Raw genomic sequence first — 20,491 nt, forward strand, 5'->3', positions numbered from 1 at the left:
GGGCTGGCGGTCCGTCGGCGAGCGGACCCGCGCCCCCGAGCTCCTGAACGGCTTCGTGGACGCCGTCCTGGACTACGTCGGCGACTTCGACGGCGAGGGACTCCGCGTCGTCGTCGACGCCGCCAACGGGGCCGGCGCCACGATCACGCCGCGCCTGCTCTCGGAGCTGGGGGTGGAGGTCGTCAGCGTGAACGCGCACCCGGACGGGCGCTTCCCGGGCCGCGAGCCGGAGCCCTCCGAGGAGAACCTGCGGGAGACCATGAGCATGGTCCGCGCCTCCGACGCCGACTTCGGCATGGCGCACGACGGTGACGCGGACCGGCTTATCCTGATCACCGGGGACGGCCAGTTCGTTCCCGGCGACCACTCCCTCGCCCTCCTCAGCGCGTGGGCGCTGGAGGAGGGTAAGGGGAGCCAGATCGTCACCCCCGTCAGCTCGTCCATGTGCGTGCAGGAGGTGGCGGAGGAGTACGGGGGCGAGGTCATCTGGACGAGGGTGGGCGAGCCGGTCGTCGTCGAGGAACTCAAGCGCGCGGACGATCCCGCGCTCGGTGGGGAGGAGAACGGAGGAATCATCTACCCGGACTTTCACCTCTCTCGGAACGGCATCATCACCGCCCTGCTGATCTGCCGGCTCGTCGCCGAGGAGGGCTCGCTGAATGACCTGCTGGCCCGGATCCCCCGGTACCACCTGCACAAGACCGGTGTCGAGTGCCCCGACGACCTGAAGCCGCGCGTGATGGAGGAGGTGGAGTCCCTCGTTGAGGAGGAGCGGGAGGACGTCGAGGACGTGATCACCATCGACGGGGTGAAGCTGGTCTACGAGGACGGGTGGGTGCTCATCCGACCCTCCGGCACGGAGCCCCTGATCCGCGTGTTCGGAGAGGCCCGAGACGAGGACACGGCCGTGCAGCGCGTAGAGAAGTGGCGCCGGCGCGTTCGGGAGATCGTCCGGGACCTGCAGGGGTAGCCGGATGGAGCGGCTCCGGTGGCGCGAGGCCTCCCCCGCCGAGTTCTTCGAGCGCAACCGGGAGATGCTGGGCTTCGACGGCCCCGTCAAGAGCCTCGTGATGGTCGTCCACGAGCTGGTCACCAACGCCATGGACGCCTGCCACCTCCACCGCATCCGACCCGACGTCCGCGTGCACGTCCGACGGGTGGGCGAGGACACCTACCGGGTGCGGGTGCGGGACAACGGCCCGGGCATTCCCCCGGAGCGCGTACCCTCGGTTTTCGGCAAGTTTCTCGCCGGCGACAAGTTCGACCCCGTGTACGGCCTCCAGTCCATGGGACAGCAGGGCATCGGGGCCGCCGGGGTCGCCCTCTACGCCTACATGACCACGGGAGAGCCCGTGCGCGTGCTTACTTCCACCGACGGGAGGACCGCCCACTACTTCGAAGTGCACCCAGACCCCAGCGAAAATGAGCCCGTCGTGCTCCGCAGAGAGCGACGACCGGCCACCGGGCGCGGAACCCTGGTGGAGGTCACCGTGGGGGAGGCGCGCTACGAGTCCGGACGCCGAGGGCCCCGCGAGTACCTCCGGCGGCTCCACGCCGCCAACCCACACGCCCGACTCCTCCTTCGCGACCCGCGCGACCGCGTCCACCGGTGGACGCCCCGGGTGGAGGAGCTCCCGGAACCGCCCCGAGTGCTCAGGCCCCACCCCCACTCCCTGGACGCCCACAAGCTGCTCCGGCTGGCGGAGCGGACCAACCGGCGGACCGTGCGAACGCTGCTGACGGAGGAGCTCTGCCGCTTCTCCCGCGAGCGGCTCGACGAGCTGCGGGAGAAGCTGCCAGAGGACGTCGACCTGGAGAAGGACCCCCGGGAGCTGACCCGCTGCGAGGCCGAGGCCATCGTCGAGGCGCTCCGGAGGATGCGGTTCATGCGTCCACCCTCCAACGTCCTCTCGCCCATCGGCGAGGACGCGCTCGAGGCCGCGGTGCGGGCCGAGGGGTGCCGGCTGGTCGCCGCCGTGTCCCGGGACCCCGTCACCACCCGCGACAACGTGCTGCAGGTGGAGGTGGCGGTGGGACTCGCGGAGGAGGGAGGCGGGGATCTGTGGAGGTACGCGAACAGGGCCCCGCTGATGTTCCGCTCCGGCGGCTGCTCGATCACCCAGGGCGTGGAGGACGTGGACTACCATCGCTACGATCTGGACGAGGAGCGGCTCCTGATCCTGGCGAACGTGAACTCCCCGTTCGTCCCCTTTAGCGGACCCTCCAAGCAGGAGATCGGGAGCGAGCTCGTCCGGGAGGAAGTTAAAAAAGCGGTGCAGCACGCGTGTCGCCGGCTGGGCCGCGAGGTCCGCCGGTTGAGGCGGGAGCGACGGGAGCGGGAGCGGCTCCGCCGGATCCGCCGGTACCGGGCCATCGCCCGGCGTAAGGCCCGAGAGATCCTGGGCTAGTGATGAGCTCACGACGGGGAGACCGGTCGGGATGATCGGCCCCCTGGCAGGCTGAAAAACGGCGCGGGACGAGGTAGCCGGCGGGGAGCGCACGGGCCTAGACCCGCCGCAATGAGCCGCCGGATGCCGCGGCCGCGCCACACCCCCGGAAACGGGGTCCCGATGACGAGCTTCACCCTGTCCGACGCGCCGTGAGGGTGAGGAGGGGAGCGTTTGCCGAGGGTCAGGGGCGGGAGTACTCTTCACCCGTCCGCGGCTTGCATGATCATCATCCCCGACCGCAATCGTTACGAACATCATAACGATTCGGCGTTGGCGCCGCGGCCCGGACTTGAACCGGGGGCCACGGGATTAACAGTCCCGCGCTCTACCTACTGAGCTGCCGCGGCCTCACCCGGGGCCATCGACCACCCGGGCCCCTGCAAATATAACGTTTTCGGGGGAGGGAACGGTGCCGGTGAGCCTGAGGGTGATCGGGCCCGAGGACCTCGAACGGTCGCTGCGCGATCGACTCTCCCTGCTGCAGCCCTCCGAGGAGGTAAGCGTGCTCTTCGACCGACCGGCCGAGATGCTCAAGGTCTCCTCCCCTAACACCAGGATCCGGGTGAGACCGGAGTCCGCCTACGTGTCGACCAAGGGTCGAATCAGCGAGGACGCGGTGGCGGCGGTCTCGGTGGTCCTGCCGGAGCTCGGGGTTCGAAAGCCGGTGGAGCGGTTCCTCTCGTCGGTCGTGGACGTGGGTCGAACGGTCCCCCGGGACCGCGAGCTGGTGGCGGTGGTGAAGGGAAGGGACGCGGTGCTCAAGTTCCGGGCCGAGCCCGACCGGGGCGGTTACGCCCTGGAGTCCCGGGGGAACGTGCTGATCCGCAGGACCCGCTCGACGTGCGAGATCGAGGTGCTGACCACGGTCGGCGGGGTGGAGACGCTGGCCAGGCGGGCCCAACGCATTTGGAGGCAGCTATCCCTGCTCTCCGGGGGCGAGGAGGCGGGGAACGTGATCACGGAGGTACTCCGGGCGGTAGGGAGGTGAACTGGTGAAGTGGTGGAGGCTCGCGGAGACCATGGCGGCCATGTACGCGGGGATCCTGCTGGCCTCCGTGGTCGGATCCCGGCCGCGGTGCGTCCGGACGATGGTCCGTCCCCTGCGACCGCTCCTGGGAGAGGACGAGATGGGCCGGGCCGCCGTGCTCTCCGTGCTGAGCTCCTCCGTGGCCATGTACGCGGCGCGCGACGCGGTCCAGGGGACCCGAGACGTCGTCGCGCTCCTCCTGCTGATGGCGTTCCCGTCCTCGATCGCCGCCGCCGTCCAGCTTTACCTCCCCGTGGTGGCCCCACTGGTGGGCCCGGCCTGCCCGGTCCTCGTGGCCGTCTCCACGGCCTCCGCGCTGATCACCACCCTGATCGGACGGGCGTCGCGCCGGGTCCGGGACGACGGGCTGGGTCCCGTCGAGGACCTCCGACTCGTGAGGGAGCCCGTGAGGACCGCCAACCGGGTGTTCCTGCGGGTCGGGCCGCCGGTGGTGGCCGTCATCCTGCTCTTCCACTGGTGCGAGCGGAGCCGGCTGCTGGACCCCCTGGTGCTCCGCCTGGCCCCGCTGGTCTCCTGGTTCCACCTCCCGCCCGCGTCGTCCCTGGTGATCCTTGGGTGCCTGGCCAACGTGTCGGTGGGCGCGGTGATCGGCGCGGAGCTCATGGACGCGGGTCGGCTGGACTGGTGGGACGCGGCCCTCTCGCTGTCGCTGGGCCGCGCGGTCTCGCTGCTGCGAATCCACGCCCAGTTCCTGGCCCCGCCCGCCGTCTCCTTCTTCGGCCACGCCGGGATCGCGGGCGTCGCGGTCAGGACGCTCGTGGAGTCCGCCGTGAACGCGGCACTGGTATGGGTGCTATCACTGGCAACTCACTCGCACCACTGCTGGACCCGGTGCTGACGCAGCGCTCGAGCGGCTCGTAGCCGGCCGCCCAGATCAGCGACCTAGCCAGGAACTTCCACGCCCCGACCCGATCGGTGAGCTCCGGATGCACACCGAAGAGCACGAACCGGCCTCGGGGCACCCACCCGTTCCCGCTCCTCAGGTAGTACTGGCCCAGGACGATGGCCCAGCCCTCCACCGTGCTGAGGTACTGCCCGACGCCCTGCACCGTTACCTTGATCTCCCGCCCGTCGAGCGAGACGCGCTCGTACCACTCCCGATCGGACACGATCACCGAACCGCTCTCCGGGCCCAGCCCCGGACCGTTGGCGTACACGTACTGGAACACCCGACCCCACGTGCTCGGTGGGGTCAGCGGGTTCTCGTACAGCAGCACCGGCACCTCGCCCTCCCCTCGATTCCCGTCGATGGCCGTCACCCCGTCCACGAACACGTCCTCCCCGATGCCACCCCGGCTCGTGACCCCGGCGTGCAGGTAGGCGCCCGCACAGACGCCCACGTACCCGATCCCCAGGTCGATCTGCGCGTGATAGAGCGCGCTGACCCAGTCGAAGTCCCAGTGCCACTCCGGGTGGAACCCGCCCGGCACGTAAATCACGTCGATCCGCTGCCCGGTCTGCGGATCCCGGCCCGTCTCGAGCACGTACCGCCAGTCGGCACTCGAGTAATAAGGGATGACGTTGATGGAGAACCGAGCCCCGTCCGGGGATTGGTTCCAGTAGTTGATGGCCTCCAGGGAACGCTCCACGCAGTTCTCCGCGGCTCCCTCCCCCGCCCACATCGCCACCGTGACGGTGACGCCGGCCGCCCCCTGAACCAGGGCGAGCGCGACCGCGATCAGAACGATCGCCCTCCTCATCGATCCTCCCCCGGCCGCACGGTGACCGAGGAAGGGGATGAAAAGGTTGAGGACGGCGGTGGCGGAACTCGCGGGCAGGCTGGCCCTACACCTGGTCAAGCTCGGCCCCGGCATGGGGCGCAGCTTCCCAGGCTGGCTCACGATCAAGCTCGGCGGGCTCCGGGCCGTCCGCCGACTGGCGCGCCGACCCCGGTACGGCGTCGTCCTCATCACCGGCACGAACGGGAAGACCACCACCACGCGCCTAGCCTGCCGCCTCCTGTCCCGGGACGCGAACACCTCCTGCAACTACGACAGCAACACGATCAACGCCGTCGCCACTGGACTCCTGCGCGGCCGCTCCGCGGACCTCGTGGTCACCGAGTACGGCATTCGCAGCCGCGAGTACGGGATCCCGGACGTCGTGTGCGAGACCGTGGACCCCACCGCCATCGCGTACACGACCATCTCCAAGGAGCACTACAAGGAGAACGCGGACAAGGAGGACCCGTTCGGCGCGTACTTCGAGGCCAAGCGCCTCCTCGCCCGACCCCTGAGGGACGGGGCCCTGGTCCTCAACGCCGACGACCCCCGGGTCACCTACATCCGGGAGGAGAAGCGCGGGGACCCCGTGACGTACACCTTCTACGGCCTGGACGCCGACGTCCGCGACCTGACGGCACCCACGGAGGAGCTCGAGTGCCCGGCCTGCGGCGCCGGGCTCGAGTACGAGCGCCGCTACTTCAACCACAAGGGCCGCTACGCGTGCCCCGAGTGCGGGTTCTCCCGACCGGACCCCCACGTGCGCGCCGTCGGGCTCAAGGGCGGGCCCGAGCGGTGGAAGGTGCGAGTCGAGTTCATGGTGACCAACGTGGTGACGGGTGAGGAGCTGGAAGGGGACGTCTCATACCGACTCCCGCTCCCGGGTCTGCACAACGTGTACAACAGCCTCTGCGCGGTGGCCCTGTACCTGACCGTGACCCCGAACCCCCACGACGCCGAGCGAACCATCCGGGAGACGCTGGAGGGGATCGACCCGGAGTCGTTCATCCCGCCCGGGCGCTTCGAGGTGATGGACGTGAACGGCCGCCTGGTCGGGGCCGGTCAGGGCGACAACGGGGACGCGTTCAAGGCCAACGCCAACCTGATGCTGGAGCGGGCCGGCGAGGTGAAGACCTGCGTGTACACGACACCGGACGCGGGGGAGCGACCCATTTTCGAGATGCACCGGCGCGTCCTCAGGGAGCTGGACCCGATGGAACTGCACGTCTTCCCGGGCCGCGAATCCGTCCGGGCGGCCCGCAAGTACTACCGCGACCTGTCCGAGGAGTTCGACTCGGTGGAGTTCCACGGGATCCCCCACGACCGGATGGACGAGAAGGTTGAGGCGATCGCCGAGATCTGCCGAACGTCGCGGGACCCCGTCTTCGCCTCGGGCTGCGGACCCGAGCACGAGCTGTGGGAGGCGCTGAAGCGTCGGCTCAGGGGATGAGGGATGCGGGTCCTCCGGGCCCTAAAGCTCACCGTCCCGATCCTGCTCCTCGCCTACCTCGCCCTGCTGCTGACCGAGTACCGCTCCTTCCAGGCCGTCCTGGGCGACCCCTGGGGCCGGGCCGTCTACGTCAAGCTGCACAATCCCGACATCGCCCCCGGGACCCCGCACATCGAGCGCCTCACCCGGTTCGCCCGGGAGCACGGGTACCGCAAGATCCTCGTGATCCACAACGCGGGCAAGGTCGGGTACAGCCACTTCTGGTACAACGGCGTCCTGATCGTGCAGCTCGCCTGGTACGACTACCGGACCGTCTTCGCGAACCCCGACTGGAACCTCATCCTGAAGGACATCCTCTACGGCCATCGCGGCATGGTGGGGGAGTGGGTGGCCGACCGCCAGACCTTCGGCACGACCGACCAGGCCGTCCGACACGTCCGAAACCTCCTGCGCTCGGTCCCCGGACCCACCATGGTCGTCTGGCACGGCTCGTGCCGATGGGGCCACCCGATCTGGCGGCTGGGCTGCGGCTCGGAGCCGTACTACTGGATCCTGGCCCGGTACGGGGGGCGCGTGCTGGCCCTCACCCTCGTGGCCCTCGGCGACTTTTCACCCTTCGTGTTCTACGGTCGGGACGCCTGGGCCGAGCTGAGGAATCACCGCAAGATCCAGGAGCTGTACAACTCCGGCTACCTGAACGCGCACTCGATCGACCCGAACCTGCGCGAGGTCCCGCCACCGGAAGCCGCTCCTCGGGGTGCCTACGAGTGATGAGGATCGACGCGCTCCGAGACTACCACGAGATCGAGCGCGACCGGCTTCCTGCCCGCTACCTCGTGGCCAAATCCGTCCCGGTGGAGACCCTGGAGGGCGACCTGGACGAGCTGTGGAGGGAGCACGACGAGGCCATGGAGGAGTTCCGTGCCCGGTGGGAGGAGCGCCCCTCCCCCTCGGACGTCGAGCCCGCTAGCCCCAACCTGCTGGAGCTCAAGGCCGCCATCGCCCGCCGCCTGCTCGAGCGCTGCACCTTCTGCGAGCGACGCTGCGAGGTGGACAGGACGCGGGAGCGGGGCTTCTGCCGCGTGCCGCCGTCCCCTCGAGTTTCCTCCGAGTTCCTGCACATGGGCGAGGAGCGCGTGCTGGTCCCCTCACACACGATCTTCTTCTGCGGGTGCACGTTCCGCTGCGTTTACTGCCAGAACTGGGACATCGCCTTCCACCCGGAGAACGGGGTGAAGGTGGAGCCGGAGCGGCTGGCCCGGATCATCCGGCACCGCCGCTCCGAGGGGGCGAGGAACGTCAACTGGGTGGGCGGCGACCCCACTCCCAACCTACACTACATCCTCCGCGTGCTGACCGTCCTGGACGTGAACGTCCCGCAGGTCTGGAACTCGAACATGTACCTCACGGAGGAGGCGATGCGACTGCTGGACGGGGTGATCGACGTCTACCTCACCGACTTCAAGTACGGGCGGAACGAGTGCGCCGATCGGTACTCGAGCGCCCCCGAGTACTGGGAGGTCGTCACCCGCAACCACCTGGAGGCGCGCCGGCAGTGCGAGTTGATCGTCCGGCACCTGGTCCTGCCCGGGCACGTCGAGTGCTGCACCCACCGGATCCTGGAGTGGATCGCGGAGAACCTGGGCACGGACACGCCGCTCAACGTGATGCCGCAGTACCGGCCGGAGCACCGGGCGCACGAGTACCCGGAGATAAACCGCCGTCCCTCCGCGGAAGAATTAGAGAGCGCGTGGAAAAAGGCGAGGGAGCTGGGGTTCCGGCACTACCGGCTCTAGAGCTGCTCGTGCACCTTGCCCGGCTCCGGCAGGCCCAGCTCCTTCCGCTCCTCGATCTCCTTCTGGTTCTTGTCCTTCTTCGCCTGCGCCAGCTTCTCGACCAGGCCCAGCCCCGGCTTCACCTCCTCGATGCTCTTCACCTCCAGCAGGCCCTGCTCGACCATCTCCTCGAGCAGCTCCAGCGCCTTCTCCGTGCGGACGATCACCGTGCTCCAGCCGTCCGGGGAGCCCACCGAGCCCGCGGTCAGGTCGGAGAGCTCGGCGCAGTAGTCCGTGCACACGTGGCACGGCTCGCCCTCGAACGGGTGCGTCTCGTCGAGCGGGATGGACTTGACCTCCCCGTCGTCCGTGTACACCCAGAACTTGCCCTTACCGATGTCCATCTTGGCGACCTCGCGCATCCACACGCCGCACAGCTGCTCCACCATCGTCTTGAGACCCTCGTACGGGAAGTTCTCCATGCAGATGATGCCGATCAGCAGCTCGATCTTGTCGGGCACGTGACGCATGCCCACGGGCAGCAGCTGCGCCTTCCGGACCGCCCGCACCTGGCACGGCGTGCCGACCATCGCGACGCGCTCGCAGCCGTGGCTCCGGACCGCCTCCTTCAGCACGCTCACGTTGGGGCAGTACGTGTACTTCGTGCCGGCCGCCTCCAGCACCTCGTCCGGGTCCGTGATGACCACCGGCCGCGGCTTCCACGGCTCCTCAGGGTCGTCCGGGTCCGCCACGGCGGCGATCACGCCGTCGAACTTACCCTCCTCCAGCCCGTAGACCATGATCGAGGAGACGATACCGCCGTCCTGAGTCACCCGCAGGATCCGCCGCTCGGTGGACCGGGCCGTGAACACGCCCAGGTGCTCGCCTAGCAGCTCCTCGTCACCCTTCACCATGATCTCCTTCAGCTCGCTCACTCCTCCTCACCCCCCATCACGAGCTCCTTGATCGCATCGTCACCCGGCCAGATCGTCCGCGGGCACTGCGTGAAGCAGGCGCCGCACTTGATGCAGCGATCCTCGTTCACCACCGGCCGACCGTCCACGATCTCGATCGCCCGGGTCGGGCAGGCGGCCGCGCACGTGCCGCAACCCATGCACATGTTCTTGTTCACCACGTGGTACATCAGGTCGCAACCGCAGTACTCCGTCTTCCCCTCCGCCAGCTTGGCGAAGGGCTCCAGCAGGTCCGTCTTCCCCTCCAGGAGCAGCGTCAGGAACCGCTCGATCGCCTCCGGGGCCGGCGGGCAGCCGGGGATCGCGTAGTCCACGTCCACCACCTCGGTCAGCGGCACGAACGCCTCGTGCGTGGGGGCGGACTGCTCGTTGCCCCGCGAGTACCGCATGAAGTTGCCCGTCGCCGCGCAGGCCCCGAGCGCCACGATGGTGTCGGCCTTCTCCTCCAGCCCTCGAGCCACTTCCACGCACTCCTCGTGATTCAGGCAGACGGCTCCCTCAACGACGGCCACGTCGCACTCCGGGATCTCCCGCTCGTCCATCAGCGTCTGGCAGTAGACCAGCTCCACCTCATCGAGGATGTCCAGCAGCCGCTCGTACGTGTCGGCCAGCGAGACCAGGCACCCGCAGCACCCGGCCAGCTGCACGTACGCGAGCCGAACCAACGGCACACCCCCGGGGCAACGGTGGGAAGGGGACGAAGGGGGAGAACGGGAGGAAGACGAAGGGTGCGAAGGGTGGGAAAGGGGGAGGCGACGGCCCCCGCGTGGGGGCCGGTCCCGCCGCGGGTCCCCCTTTCGGGGTTCCCCGCGGCGGTCATCCCTTCAGGCTGATGAGGGACTCACCCAGCTTCTCGCCGGAGTCGGCATCCCGAACCTCCTTGACCACGTGAGCGGCGCACGATGCTCATATGTCGTAACAGCGCATGATGACCTCGGCGTACTCCTGATGCTCGCCCTCAATCGCCTTCTCCACCACCGGGAAGTTCCACGTGGACGCCGCGATGATGCGGTAGTCCTCGACGATCCCCTTCTCGTTGACCGTGGCGATGTGCACGTTCGTGCCCCGCGGCGCCTCGTGCACGCCCACGCCGGTACCGGCCCGCGGCTCCCACTCCGCGAGCGTCTTACCGCTCGTGTTGAGCTCCTCCAGGATGTTCAGGCACCGGTCGATGGCCGCCAGCGTCTCCTGCGACCTCAGGATGTGGATGTACAGGACGCCCCGCGGGTCCACGCCGTCGAACACCACGTACCTGGACCGCGGCCCCACCTCGACCGGGACGCCGTCGTACAGCGGGATCTGACCGTTGTGCTCGTACGCCTCCTCCTTGTGCTCCTCACCGTAGTACTCGATCGGCAGGACCTCGACCACTCGGTCCAGGTCCAGCCGCTCCGGGTCCCCGTACGTCGGGTGCGTGGCCATGAAGGGCTGATCGTGACGCCCGAACTCGTCCAGGTCCAGGTCGTTCTCCTCCGCGAACCGCTCCACGATCTCCCGCATGAACTCGTGCTGCTCCTCCATCAGCTCCCGGGCCTCACGCAGTCGCCGGTAGAGCCGCTTCCGCGCGCTCTCCGAGATGTTCTCCGCCATGCCGCCGATCCGGATGTTCGGCGGGTGGATGCCCTCCCCGCCCACCACGTCCACCACGTACTGGCCGATCTTGCGGATCTGCTGGATCCGCTTGATCGCCTCCACCTTCTCCTTCTCCTCCTCCACGAAGTCGTCCAGCACCAGCAGCTGGTGCAGGACGTGGGACTGGATCCGGTTACCCAGCGCGCAGAGCTCCCGCAGCAGCCGCCCGTCCCGCGGCGGCTCGATCCCCATCGCGCGCTCGAACGCCTCGGCGGACGCGGTGCCGTGCGTGGCCTGACAGATGCCGCAGATTCGCATCACGGCCACCTGAACGAACTCCGCGGGCCGTCCCTTGGCCATCGCCTCGAAGCCTCGGATCGCCGACGTGTTCAGGTAGAACGCGCGCTCCACGTACCCCTCGTCGTCCACGTACAGAACGAGCTTACCGTGACCCTCGTGCCTGGTCGTGGGCTGAATCTCCACCTGCTCCGACAACTCCTCACCCCCTGAACCGGCCGTTCCGGTGGACGGAGATCATCGTAAAAGGGGCGAGACGTGAGTTGGGCGTGAACGACGGAGAAACTCAACCGGCGCGCGGGTGCCCATCGACTTGACCGAGCGCGCGCTGATCGTCGACGCCCTGGGGGCCGGGTCCGGGCGCCGCGTGCGCTCCCGGGACGTGATCGGCGCGGGCCCCCGCCTCGTCGCCTCCATCCTATCCGAGCACGGGTACGAGGCCGACCTGGTCGAGTTCGAGCGGCTGAGGGACCCGGGGCCCTACGACCACGTGGGCGTCAGCGTGATGACGGGCGACGAGCGCGCCGCCCGCCGCGTCTTCGAGCGGTGCCCCGACGCCTTCAAGTTCCTCGGCGGCCCCGGGGCCGCGGACCCCAACGCCCTCCTCAAGACCGGGGCCGACGCGGCGGTCGTGGGGGAGTGCGAGCGCACCCTACCCGAGCTCCTCGAGCGCCGCGGCCCCGTCAAGGGCGCCTACTGGAGGCGGGGCGACGACGTCGAGTTCCCCGGCCCCCGCCCCGTGACCGAGAAGCCGGGCACCCCACGGCCCGAGTTCATCCGGGCCTATCCCACCCGCTGGGCCGCGCGCGTGTACGTCGAGGTGGTGCGCGGGTGCAGCAACTCGTACCGCACGACCCTCGAGCTACCGGACGGCCGGAAGTGCACCGGCTGCGGCCGGTGCCGGGAGGGGGAGGGGAGGGAACGGTGGGAGTGCCCTAAGGGGATCCCGCCCGGCTGCGGGTTCTGCTCGGTCCCCTCCCTGTTCGGACCCTCCCGCTCCCGACCGCTGAGGGACATCGCCCGGGAGGTGCGCGGCCTCGTCAGGGAGGGCGTGAGGAGGATCGTGCTCAGCGCCTCGGACGTGCTGGACTATCGGCGGGGGAAGGAGCCCCTCACGGACCCCCGGCACCCGCCCCCGAACCTGGACGCCCTGGAGCGGCTGCTCCGACGCGTCTCCAAGCGGGTCGAGGTCGTGTTCGTGGAGAACGTGAAGGCCTGCCTCGTGGACGGGGAGGTCGCGGAGCTACTGGGCGAGTACTGCCGGGGCACCTCCGTAAGCGTGGGCGTGGAGACGGGGGACCCGCGACTCCTGCGGGCGATCGGTAAGCCGTCCACCGTGAAGGAGGCCCTCCGGGCCGTGCGACTGCTCCGCCGGGCGGGCCTGAGACCGCACGTGTACTTCGTGTACGGGCTCCCGGGCCAGACGACGGAGTCGGCCCGGGCGACCGTCCGAGTGATGCGCCGCGCGGTCGAGCTCGGCGCGGAGAAGGTGACCGTGTACCGGTTCCGACCGCTCCCCGCCTCGGCCTTCGGCGACCTTCCCCCGGGCCCGCACCCCAGGGAGAGCCGCGCCAGCAAGCTCATCGCGGACGCGGCCCGGGAGCTCAACACCCGACTCAAGCGGCGGCTGGTGGGGAAGGAACTCGAGGTCTTCGTGGCGGAGAAGGACCTGAGGAACCCGAGGAACGCCGTCGGCTGGCCGGTGCTCGGTGGGCCGAAGGTCCTGATCAAGGGTGGCTCGGAGCTGCTCGGCACGCGGTGCAGGGTGCGCGTGGAGGGCGTTATCTCCGACAAGATGGTGGCGGGGAAGGTCAGGGAGGTGCTGGAAGAAGTGGACCTCGAGGCGCTGGAATCACGGGTACCGGCGTAGCGGGCTCGGGTACGTCGTGGACCAGCGAAGGAGCCACCACAGATGGCACGGACCCTTTCCGGGCCGACCCGGGCCGCCGCGCCAGCGACCCCGGCCACGCCACCTCATGTTAGGGCCCCCTAACGCCCGGCGCGCAGGGAAAACGTTAAGCGTTTCGGTCCCCGCCCGGCCCGGGCCGTGGTGAGAATTCCTTTAGCCGACGCAGGGATGAGGAGTACTCCCCAGGCCGAGCCGCCCACTCCCTCACCCGGGACCCCTCACCGTACTCGGACACCGCCCGGATCACCTCGCCGTAGTCCACCCACCCCGACTTCTCCCCGCACCGGGGACAGACCAACCTCACCCGCTCCGGATCCTCACCCTGAAGCGTGGCGGGGTTCCCGCACTCCGGGCACCGGAGGTGGCGCACGAACCGGAACACGGGGCACCCCGAGCCCCGCATGCAGCGCGTGCACAGGTGGTACTCCCGGGCGCAGGGGACCTCCGCCTCCAGGCACGCGGTCAAGTCGACGCGCAGGCCGAAGTCCGGCTCCACCACGGCCGCGTCGACGTCCAGCTCGCGCACGAACCAGGGTTCGTAGGCGATCAAGTGGACGGGTACCACGACCTTGGGCCTCACGACGGTGCAAAGTCGCTCCAGCCCGGGCCGGTCCAGGTGGCCCGGCACCCCCGAGCACTCTGCCACCAGCACGTCCACCCGGGGAAGGTCCCGGCGCAGGAACGCGTCCGGGTTCACGTCACCCGTGAACAGGAGCCGGCATCCGTCCACTTCAACGACGTAGGCCACCGCGCCGGGGCAGTGCCCCGTTTCGATGGTCTCGACCACGAGGTCGCACTCCGACGCCGGGCGCGGGCGGTACCCGAACCTGCGCTCGATCCTGCCGATCGCGTCCGGGTGAGCGTACGCCCGGCCGTACTCTCCCCCGTGCTTCGCGTGATCCGTGTGATGGTGCGTGACCAGCGTGCACTCCGGGTCCGGCTCACCGAACCTCCGGAACAGCCCGGGGGACGACTTCACCCACTCGGGCAGGCGGGCCCATCCGGGAACGCGTCGCTCGTACCCCTCCCGCCACCCCCCGGGATCGAAGAGGAGCTCGGTCTCATCTCCCCTCAGCCCCACCACGGCCCCGGGCGTGGCACCGAACAGTCGGACCGGGGACCACACGATCAGCTCGAGCCGCGCGCCCTTTCCACGCATCGGGCCACCCTCACGACCTCCTCGGGGGTTAGGTGTAGGGGTCGCTTGTCCAGCAACTCCTCGGGTAGCCTCCGGAGGACCTCCTCCACGACCTCCTCGTCGCCTCCCCACTCGTGGGCCGACAGCCTCAGCGCGTTGCGGACGGTCTTCCGGCGGTGCTGGAAGAGTCCCCGGCAGACGGCCTCCAGGGTCTCCGGGTCCACGTCCGGGAGCTCGGACTCGGGGCGGGGCTCGAGCCGGACGATCGCGGAACTGACCCGGGGCGGCGGCACGAAGGCCCGCCGGGGAACGGCGCGCAGCACCTCGACCCGGGCGAGCAGGTTGACCATCACGGTGAGCCGGCCGTACCCGCGCGTGCCGGGCTCGGCCGTCATCCGCTCGGCGAACTCGCGCTGGTACGTGAGCACGGCGCGCTCCACGTCGGAGCGCAGGATCTCGAACGTGGCCTCCGAGGAGATCTGGTAGGGCAGGTTCGACACCACCTTGTTCACCTCCTCGGGCACGCCGTACTCCAGGAAGTCCGCGTGCACGATCTCCAGGTTCTCGGCGTCCCCGAGCTCCCGCTCCAGCACCTCCACCAGGCGCTCGTCCAGCTCCACGGCCACGACGCGGCCGGCCCGCTCGATCAGGTACCGGGTCAGCAGTCCGGGGCCGGGCCCGATCTCGAGCACCGTGTCCCCGGGCCCCACCCCCGCCGCCTCCACCATGAACCGCAGCAGCCGGTCGTCCACCATGAAGTGCTGTCCCAGCCGCCGGTTCGGCCGGAGCCCGTAGCGGCGCCGGAGGTACGCCAGGTACTCAGCGCTCCTCAACGCCCACGGACACCCGGTCGCCCAGTACGTCCACGTACACCACGGTCCTCGGCTCGTCCAGGTCCACCTCGTGGCCGGCCTCGGTCAGCACGTCCCCCAGGAACACCTCGGCGTCGCGGGAGGACGAGAAGAGGCCGGCGCGCGCGATCCGGGCCCGAACGGCGAACGGGTCCTTCACCAGCGGCTCCACCTCCCTCAGCACCCTCCGGGAGAGCTCCTCCCGGTCCTCGAACCGGTCGCTCAGCACGAAGTGATGAACGTTGAACGTGGGCAGCTCGCGCTGGATCGTTTGGGCGGCCCGCCTCGCGTCCCCTCGACGCACCGTGATCTCGACCCGGCCGGCCAGGTTCTCCGGGGCCGGGGCGATGTCCACCTTCATCCCCTCGCCGGTGAGCAGGCAGTACACCCGGGCGGCCACGTCCTCCTCGGTCAGGTAGGGGTTGCCGCCGAAGGTAACCAGGACATCCAGCCGCTCCACCGGGTCGTAGTAGGGGGCCCGGCCGGGGTGCACCTCCACTACCTCGATCCCCTTCCGGGCCAGGTAGTAGGGCCCCAGCCCGCGGCCCCGGCCGAGGCAGGCGACCCCCGCCACGCCGGCCCTGGCGAGCTCCCGGGCGCAGTACAGGCAGGGTCGCACGGTCACGAAGACCACGCCATCGGACACGTCGTGATTGCGGACGAGCTTCCGCTCCGCGTGCTCCCCGTCCGCCTCCTCGTACGCCTTCACCTCTCCGTCCCGGATCAGGGCGGCCGTGACCGTCCGCGTGGGCAGCTCCCGGAGGAGCCGATCCACGTCCAGCGTCTCTCCCGCTAAGGTTATCTTCACCGGGTCCGGTCCCCCTGCGGGGCCTCCGATGCCCGAGGGTAGAAAGGTTAAGGATCACATGACGATGGGCGTGGCCCAGGTCCCGATGACCGCCACCGTCCGGGACGCGATTCTGGAGATGGTGGACGTGGGCGTGCACGGGATCGCCGTCGTGTCCGACGCGGGCGAGCTGGTTGGCGTGGTGGAAGAAGAGGACCTCATGCGGCTGATCCTCGACCGGTGGGGGGAGTGGGACGAGATCCTGGAGGCGAGCGTGGAGGAGGTGATGAACCCGGAGCCTCCCGTCGTCGAGCCCGAGGACCCGTTAATCCGGGCGCTGGAGGTGATGCGGGAGCACGACGCGACCCGGGCGTTCGTCGTCGGCTGCGAGGGGAACCCGGTGGGCGTCATCAGCGTCACGGACGTGCTCTCGGCCCTCACCTCCCCTTGATGTGAATCTCCGGGAGCACCCTCCTGGTCGCCAGCTCCGCCACCTCCCGGTAGAACCGTATCGGCACCGGCCGTTCGGCCTTCGGCTTCGTGCGCGACTTGATGGCGACCGGCTCCACCTCCACCCGCTGTACCCCGTTGATCTCCTCGCCCATGTCGCCGAGGAGGTTCTCAAGCTCACCGACTAGATCCTTGGGGTCGTCCCCGTACACCTCGATCACCTCCAGCCCCGCGTCCTCCTCCACGCACTCCCTCACCCAGCCCTCGCACTCCTCCTTGGTCACGATCAGGATCAGGGTCTCCACGTCGAGGCGTTCGAACGCCTCCAGCTGCGTCCAGAACAGGTAGTGGGAGCCGCTGTCATCCTTCCACAGCTTCCGCTTCGGGAGCTTCGACCGGTACTTCAGGTACAGCATGTACGAGAGGTCGAAGGAGGGTAGGTCCAGAAGCGTGGATAGGTGGTACGAGTACAGGCTGCCTAGCACGTCCACGTGGGCCACGGCGATGTCGGAACGCTCCCAACCCTGCCGCGCGGTGATCCCGTCCAGTCCCCACGCCATGACTCGAGGCAGGTACTTCCAGTTCATCCAGATCACCTTCACGTCGCTCGGCACGCTGTCGATCGTGAACACCTCGTCCGCGCTTAGCGGGATCTCGTTCATCCGTGTGATCTTCCTGCCGACGCGGAGGTACGGGAGCACCGCCGCCTCCGAGGATCCGCCCTCCTGGATCCCGGAGGGATCCTCCGCCAGGTTGCGGGCCGCGGTCACGCTCGCGGCCTTGGTCAGCGCCAGCGAGACGAAGGCGCGCTTCAGCTCCGCCTTGCCCATGATGTACGAGATGCGGAGGGCGGAGTACTCCATTTCCAGCAGCGTGGCCGCGTCCACCTCGAAGATCGGCACCACCGAGACCTCGGAGTACCGGTCCTCGCTGGGAACGATGTTGGGCGACGAGTAGGCGAGCCGCTCCCGGAACCTCTTCAGCGCCTGCACCAGCTTGTTCTCCAGCTCCTTGTCCAGCTCCCAGTCCACGTGAATGCGCAGGATGGCGGGTCCCACGGCGCGCTTCGGGGAGATCCGAACGTTGGAAGGTACATCCAGCCGAACCTCGATGTCCTCCTCCTCGGACGAGATGATCAGCGACTCGCCCTCCCAGATGACCCGGCAGCCCTTGGGCACCTCCACCTCCGTGGGTACCGGCACCTCCATCAGCTTGGAGAGGCTGTTCACGAACTCGAGCACGTCTCCCTCGATCTTCTCCAGGATCCCGTGGCTGGCGTTGTCGGCGGCCATGGGTCCGCCCGGCCTGACCTACCCCTTGATCAGTTTAACAACTTCCCCAACGCGCTTCCCGGTGTTCCGGGCCGTCTCGACACCCTCCTCATCCTTCTTCACGTCACCCGGCTCCAGCCCCACGCCCGCGCCGCCGAAGTGGGCCGTGGGGTCCGAGTCCCCGACGACGATCATCGCGTGGATCATGAAGAAGTTCTGAATGTCCCGGAGCGTGTGCTCCTGACCGCCGTTCCGGGCCCCGCCCACGGCGATGGCCCCGCCCACCTTGTCCTTCAGCTCCCAGTTGATGCGCAGCGGCCGGGTGCGGTCCATCAGCGCCTTCAGCTGCGCGCTGACGCCGCCGTAGTAGACGGGCGACCCGACGATCATCCCGTCGCACTCGCGCATCAGCTCGTACACGTCCTGCATGTCGTCCTTCACGGCGCACTCGCCCGTCTCCACGCACTCGTCGCACGCCCGGCAGGGCGAGATGTCCAGGTCGCGCACGGAGATGAACTCGGTCTCCTCCCCGGACACCTCCTCGGCCGCCTCGAGCGCCACCTTAACCAGGTACTCCGTGTTGCTCCCCTCCCGCGGGCTGCCCGAGATTCCTAAAATCATCCCGGCGCGCCCCCGGCCGGGGCCCACGTTGAGGAGAATCGCGGTCGTCTGGAACCCCGACGACCCGGCCTCTAAAAATATCGCGGAGAACCTGCTGTCCGACGCCGAGCGCGTGGGTGTGGAGGAGCTTCCGACCTACACTGTGGAGGCCTGGGAGGTCGAGGGGGTCCGGATCCACACTGTCCAGTCCCTGGGGGACCTGATCGAGGAGGACGAGTGCCGGGAGCTGGCCCGGCGGTTCGACGCGATCGTCTTCGCCTCCCGGCACGAGAGCGCGTCCGGCAAACCCTGCCTCACCGTGCACGCTCCCGGCAACCCCACCCCTGAGGCCAAGTTCGGCGGCAAGCCGCTGGAGGTCTGTACGGCCGACCCCGCCGGGATGAAGGCGGCGTTGCTCGAGCTCAAGCGCTTCCGGGACAGGCGGGGACTCGACTACGACGTGTCCTACGAGGCCACGCACCACGGACCGTCGGACCCGGGCGTCCCCTGCTTCTTCCTAGAGATCGGCTCCGACGAGGAGCGATGGACGGACCCGGACGCCGGGGAGGCCTGCGCCCGGGCCATCCTCGCCGCCGCGGACCCCCCGGACGTGACCCCGGTCATCGGGTACGGGGGCGGTCACTACGCCCCCGCGCACACGGACGTGGCCCTGTCCGACGACCGGCTCGCCTACGGGCACATCGTGCCCGAGTACGCGGTCGACGGGGAGTACCTTCGCGACCAGTTCCACGAGGTCCGACGCAAGACCCCCGGAGCGAAGCGGGTCATCGTCGACCCGCGGGGCCTGGAGGACCGGCACCTCGAGGCGATCGAGGACCTGGCGCGGGACGAGGGGCTCCGGGTCGCGACGGTGGAGGAGGTGAAGCGGGGTTGACCAGGATCCGCCGCGGGCACCGGCTGCGGTGTCGACGGGGCCCGCTGCGGCGCATCGGGGCCATCGTGCGCGTGGCCCGGTACTCGCTGATCTTCACCGTCCGCGGGGCGAGGCCGGCGCCCCGGCGCGTCCTGATCGACGGCGTCCAGTGCCCCAAGCTGTACGAGAGCAGGAAGCTCAACACCGCCGTCTACGTGCTGGAGTTCCCGGAGCTGGCCGACCACGACGAGGTGGGAACCCCCCGGCTGGGTCACGGCCGGCTGGAAACGGACCGGACGCACGAGTGCCGGATCGAGTCGGTCGACCGGAACTACGTCCGGGCCACCATCCCCTCGTACGTGCCCCGGCCCGGGGACGCGGGAGCCCCTATCACCCAGCGCGGCCGCGTGATCGGCATGCTCGCCTCCTACTGGACCAACGACATGCTCGGCATGGGACCCCGCCTGGACGTAGCCCTCGAGCGCGTGCTGGACTACCTCCGACGCACCCGCAGCTCCACCGCGTAATGATCCAACCCGGGCGAGTAGCTCTTCACCCGGCGCACGTCCACCACCTCGCCCTCGTAACCCTCCGGCAGGGCCTCCACCACCCGCCGCGCCACCCTCCCCTCGTCCCATCGCTTCGGAAACACCTCGTGAACGATCAGCCTGCCGCCGTCCCTCACCGCCGCGCACGCGTGCGGCAGGAAGTCCAACGTCCCGTGCAGGTACCCCAGGATCACCAGGTCCGCGTCCCTCACGAACCGAGCGACCTCGCGGCAATCCCCCAGGAAGGCGCGCACCCGCCCCTCCACCCGGTTCAGCTCCAGGTTCTCCAGCAGGTACCGGTACGCGACCGGGTTCAGCTCGGCCGCGACCACCCGGGCCCCCGCCCGAGCGGCCGGCAGGGTGAAGTAGCCGATCCCCGCGAACATGTCGAACACCGTCCGAGACGACAGGTCCGACTCCAGCAACCGCCGCCGCTCCTCGAAGTTCCCACGTGCGAACATGATCCGGGTCGGATCGAGCTTGAACCTCAATCCCAGCTCCCGGTGCACCGTCTCCGCGTTCTCGTCCCCCGCCACCACCTCCCCAACCGGCTCTCGGAAGGTCCCCTCCACCCGGCGGAGCGCGACGACCGACCGGGCCCCCGTCGCCTCCCTCAGCGCCTCCCCGATCTCCCGCCGGTACCTCCAGCACTCGTCCTCGTACAGCCGGATGACGACGACGTCACCCAGCTGCTGCCACCGCCGGGGGACCTTCCCCACCACCTCCTCAGGCAGACGCTCCCTCAGGGCCCGCTCAAACCGCTCCCGCGACAGACC

At 69.4% G+C, this 20,491-nt stretch carries 21 protein-coding genes and 1 tRNA gene; 11 read left to right on the plus strand and 11 right to left on the minus strand.

The window, feature by feature from the left end; all coding sequences use genetic code 11:
* Both ACXJJV_RS01730 and ACXJJV_RS01735 read left to right on the plus strand, forming a co-directional pair.
* Window positions 1-970, plus strand: a 970-nt coding sequence (locus ACXJJV_RS01730; RefSeq protein WP_456466454.1) for a phosphohexomutase domain-containing protein, incomplete at its 5' end; no start/stop codon positions are given.
* Between the two features lie 4 nt (window positions 971-974).
* Window positions 975-2,408 carry a DNA topoisomerase VI subunit B gene (locus ACXJJV_RS01735; RefSeq protein ID WP_456466455.1) on the plus strand — a complete coding sequence of 478 codons (1,434 nt, stop codon included), beginning with the start codon at window positions 975-977 and terminating at the stop codon, window positions 2,406-2,408.
* Window positions 2,409-2,721: 313 nt separating this feature from the next.
* On the opposite strand, the gene ACXJJV_RS01740 is transcribed toward ACXJJV_RS01735, so the two are convergent.
* A tRNA-Asn gene (locus ACXJJV_RS01740) sits at window positions 2,722-2,797 on the minus strand.
* Window positions 2,798-2,859: 62 nt separating this feature from the next.
* On the opposite strand from ACXJJV_RS01740, the gene ACXJJV_RS01745 reads away from it, so the two are divergent.
* Both ACXJJV_RS01745 and ACXJJV_RS01750 read left to right on the plus strand, forming a co-directional pair.
* Entirely contained in the window at window positions 2,860-3,438 is a 579-nt protein-coding gene (locus ACXJJV_RS01745; RefSeq protein WP_456466456.1) for a hypothetical protein, read from the plus strand.
* Between the two features lie 4 nt (window positions 3,439-3,442).
* Window positions 3,443-4,336, plus strand: coding sequence for a hypothetical protein (locus tag ACXJJV_RS01750; RefSeq protein ID WP_456466457.1), 894 nt, complete (start codon window positions 3,443-3,445; stop codon window positions 4,334-4,336).
* On the opposite strand, the gene ACXJJV_RS01755 is transcribed toward ACXJJV_RS01750, so the two are convergent.
* Window positions 4,245-5,198, minus strand: a complete 954-nt coding sequence (locus tag ACXJJV_RS01755) for a hypothetical protein (RefSeq protein WP_456466458.1) — start codon at window positions 5,196-5,198, stop codon at window positions 4,245-4,247. The two genes, ACXJJV_RS01750 and ACXJJV_RS01755, sit on opposite strands and share 92 nt — an antisense overlap.
* 46 nt (window positions 5,199-5,244) lie before the next feature.
* Here ACXJJV_RS01755 and ACXJJV_RS01760 point away from each other — a divergent pair, with 46 nt between their 5' ends.
* The 3 genes from ACXJJV_RS01760 to ACXJJV_RS01770 are packed head-to-tail and all read left to right on the plus strand — an operon-like array spanning window position 5,245 to window position 8,465.
* Entirely contained in the window at window positions 5,245-6,669 is a 1,425-nt protein-coding gene (locus ACXJJV_RS01760) for a Mur ligase family protein (RefSeq protein ID WP_456466459.1), read from the plus strand.
* A 3-nt stretch (window positions 6,670-6,672) separates the two neighbouring features.
* Window positions 6,673-7,440, plus strand: coding sequence for a hypothetical protein (locus ACXJJV_RS01765; protein ID WP_456466460.1), 768 nt, complete (start codon window positions 6,673-6,675; stop codon window positions 7,438-7,440).
* Window positions 7,440-8,465, plus strand: a complete 1,026-nt coding sequence (locus ACXJJV_RS01770; RefSeq protein ID WP_456466510.1) for a radical SAM protein — start codon at window positions 7,440-7,442, stop codon at window positions 8,463-8,465. Before ACXJJV_RS01765 ends, ACXJJV_RS01770 begins: the two co-directional genes overlap by 1 nt.
* Here ACXJJV_RS01770 and frhB read toward each other — a convergent pair.
* The 3 genes from frhB to frhA all read right to left on the minus strand — a co-directional run bounded on the left by frhB (window position 8,462) and on the right by frhA (window position 11,485).
* Window positions 8,462-9,358, minus strand: coding sequence for a coenzyme F420 hydrogenase subunit beta (frhB, locus tag ACXJJV_RS01775; RefSeq protein WP_456466511.1), 897 nt, complete (start codon window positions 9,356-9,358; stop codon window positions 8,462-8,464). The two genes, ACXJJV_RS01770 and frhB, sit on opposite strands and share 4 nt — an antisense overlap.
* Before the next feature lie 17 nt (window positions 9,359-9,375).
* Window positions 9,376-10,083 carry a coenzyme F420 hydrogenase subunit gamma gene (gene frhG / locus ACXJJV_RS01780; protein ID WP_456466461.1) on the minus strand — a complete coding sequence of 236 codons (708 nt, stop codon included), beginning with the start codon at window positions 10,081-10,083 and terminating at the stop codon, window positions 9,376-9,378.
* Between the two features lie 151 nt (window positions 10,084-10,234).
* A complete protein-coding gene (frhA, locus tag ACXJJV_RS01785) occupies window positions 10,235-11,485 on the minus strand; it encodes a coenzyme F420 hydrogenase subunit alpha (RefSeq protein WP_456466462.1) in 1,251 nt (416 codons plus the stop codon).
* 115 nt (window positions 11,486-11,600) lie between these two features.
* On the opposite strand from frhA, the gene ACXJJV_RS01790 reads away from it, so the two are divergent.
* A complete protein-coding gene (locus tag ACXJJV_RS01790) occupies window positions 11,601-13,157 on the plus strand; it encodes a B12-binding domain-containing radical SAM protein (protein ID WP_456466463.1) in 1,557 nt (518 codons plus the stop codon).
* Window positions 13,158-13,302: 145 nt separating this feature from the next.
* Here ACXJJV_RS01790 and ACXJJV_RS01795 read toward each other — a convergent pair whose 3' ends face one another.
* From ACXJJV_RS01795 to ACXJJV_RS01805, 3 genes are read right to left on the minus strand one after another with little or no spacing between them, the layout of a single operon-like run.
* Window positions 13,303-14,355: an MBL fold metallo-hydrolase gene (locus tag ACXJJV_RS01795; protein ID WP_456466464.1), complete on the minus strand. Its 1,053-nt coding sequence runs from the start codon at window positions 14,353-14,355 to the stop codon at window positions 13,303-13,305.
* Window positions 14,325-15,167 (minus strand): 16S rRNA (adenine(1518)-N(6)/adenine(1519)-N(6))-dimethyltransferase RsmA, encoded by an 843-nt coding sequence (gene rsmA, locus ACXJJV_RS01800; protein WP_456466465.1) that lies wholly within the window; start codon window positions 15,165-15,167, stop codon window positions 14,325-14,327. Before rsmA ends, ACXJJV_RS01795 begins: the two co-directional genes overlap by 31 nt.
* On the minus strand, window positions 15,154-15,993 hold the full coding sequence (locus tag ACXJJV_RS01805; protein ID WP_456466466.1) for a THUMP domain-containing protein: 840 nt from the start codon (window positions 15,991-15,993) through the stop codon (window positions 15,154-15,156). The genes rsmA and ACXJJV_RS01805 overlap by 14 nt, the downstream gene beginning before the upstream one ends.
* Before the next feature lie 28 nt (window positions 15,994-16,021).
* On the opposite strand from ACXJJV_RS01805, the gene ACXJJV_RS01810 reads away from it, so the two are divergent.
* A complete protein-coding gene (locus ACXJJV_RS01810) occupies window positions 16,022-16,423 on the plus strand; it encodes a CBS domain-containing protein (RefSeq protein WP_456466467.1) in 402 nt (133 codons plus the stop codon).
* Here the strand turns inward: ACXJJV_RS01810 and ACXJJV_RS01815 are convergent.
* Both ACXJJV_RS01815 and ACXJJV_RS01820 read right to left on the minus strand, forming a co-directional pair.
* Window positions 16,410-17,714 (minus strand): hypothetical protein, encoded by a 1,305-nt coding sequence (locus tag ACXJJV_RS01815; RefSeq protein ID WP_456466468.1) that lies wholly within the window; start codon window positions 17,712-17,714, stop codon window positions 16,410-16,412. The genes ACXJJV_RS01810 and ACXJJV_RS01815 overlap by 14 nt on opposite strands.
* 18 nt (window positions 17,715-17,732) lie before the next feature.
* Window positions 17,733-18,314, minus strand: a complete 582-nt coding sequence (locus tag ACXJJV_RS01820) for a flavodoxin family protein (protein ID WP_456466469.1) — start codon at window positions 18,312-18,314, stop codon at window positions 17,733-17,735.
* 28 nt (window positions 18,315-18,342) lie between these two features.
* On the opposite strand from ACXJJV_RS01820, the gene ACXJJV_RS01825 reads away from it, so the two are divergent.
* Window positions 18,343-19,188, plus strand: a complete 846-nt coding sequence (locus ACXJJV_RS01825; protein WP_456466470.1) for a D-aminoacyl-tRNA deacylase — start codon at window positions 18,343-18,345, stop codon at window positions 19,186-19,188.
* Window positions 19,185-19,694 carry a hypothetical protein gene (locus ACXJJV_RS01830; protein ID WP_456466471.1) on the plus strand — a complete coding sequence of 170 codons (510 nt, stop codon included), beginning with the start codon at window positions 19,185-19,187 and terminating at the stop codon, window positions 19,692-19,694. Before ACXJJV_RS01825 ends, ACXJJV_RS01830 begins: the two co-directional genes overlap by 4 nt.
* On the opposite strand, the gene ACXJJV_RS01835 is transcribed toward ACXJJV_RS01830, so the two are convergent.
* Window positions 19,661-20,488: a class I SAM-dependent methyltransferase gene (locus tag ACXJJV_RS01835; protein ID WP_456466512.1), complete on the minus strand. Its 828-nt coding sequence runs from the start codon at window positions 20,486-20,488 to the stop codon at window positions 19,661-19,663. The genes ACXJJV_RS01830 and ACXJJV_RS01835 overlap by 34 nt on opposite strands.
* Between the last annotated feature and the right edge of the window lie 3 nt (window positions 20,489-20,491).

It is taken from the genome of Methanopyrus sp., assembly GCF_053997775.1.

Bases quoted from the DNA above. Each gene is read 5' to 3' on its own strand.
- ACXJJV_RS01755 (WP_456466458.1), bottom strand. From the start codon at position 5,198: ATGAGGAGGGCGATCGTTCTGATCGCGGTCGCGCTCGCCCTGGTTCAG.
- ACXJJV_RS01795 (WP_456466464.1), bottom strand. From the start codon at position 14,355: ATGCGTGGAAAGGGCGCGCGGCTCGAGCTGATCGTGTGGTCCCCGGTC.
- ACXJJV_RS01765 (WP_456466460.1), top strand. From the start codon at position 6,673: ATGCGGGTCCTCCGGGCCCTAAAGCTCACCGTCCCGATCCTGCTCCTC.
- ACXJJV_RS01820 (WP_456466469.1), bottom strand. From the start codon at position 18,314: ATGATTTTAGGAATCTCGGGCAGCCCGCGGGAGGGGAGCAACACGGAG.
- ACXJJV_RS01810 (WP_456466467.1), top strand. From the start codon at position 16,022: ATGCCCGAGGGTAGAAAGGTTAAGGATCACATGACGATGGGCGTGGCC.
- ACXJJV_RS01770 (WP_456466510.1), top strand. From the start codon at position 7,440: ATGAGGATCGACGCGCTCCGAGACTACCACGAGATCGAGCGCGACCGG.
- frhB (WP_456466511.1), bottom strand. From the start codon at position 9,358: ATGGTGAAGGGTGACGAGGAGCTGCTAGGCGAGCACCTGGGCGTGTTC.
- ACXJJV_RS01735 (WP_456466455.1), top strand. From the start codon at position 975: ATGGAGCGGCTCCGGTGGCGCGAGGCCTCCCCCGCCGAGTTCTTCGAG.
- ACXJJV_RS01815 (WP_456466468.1), bottom strand. From the start codon at position 17,714: ATGGCCGCCGACAACGCCAGCCACGGGATCCTGGAGAAGATCGAGGGA.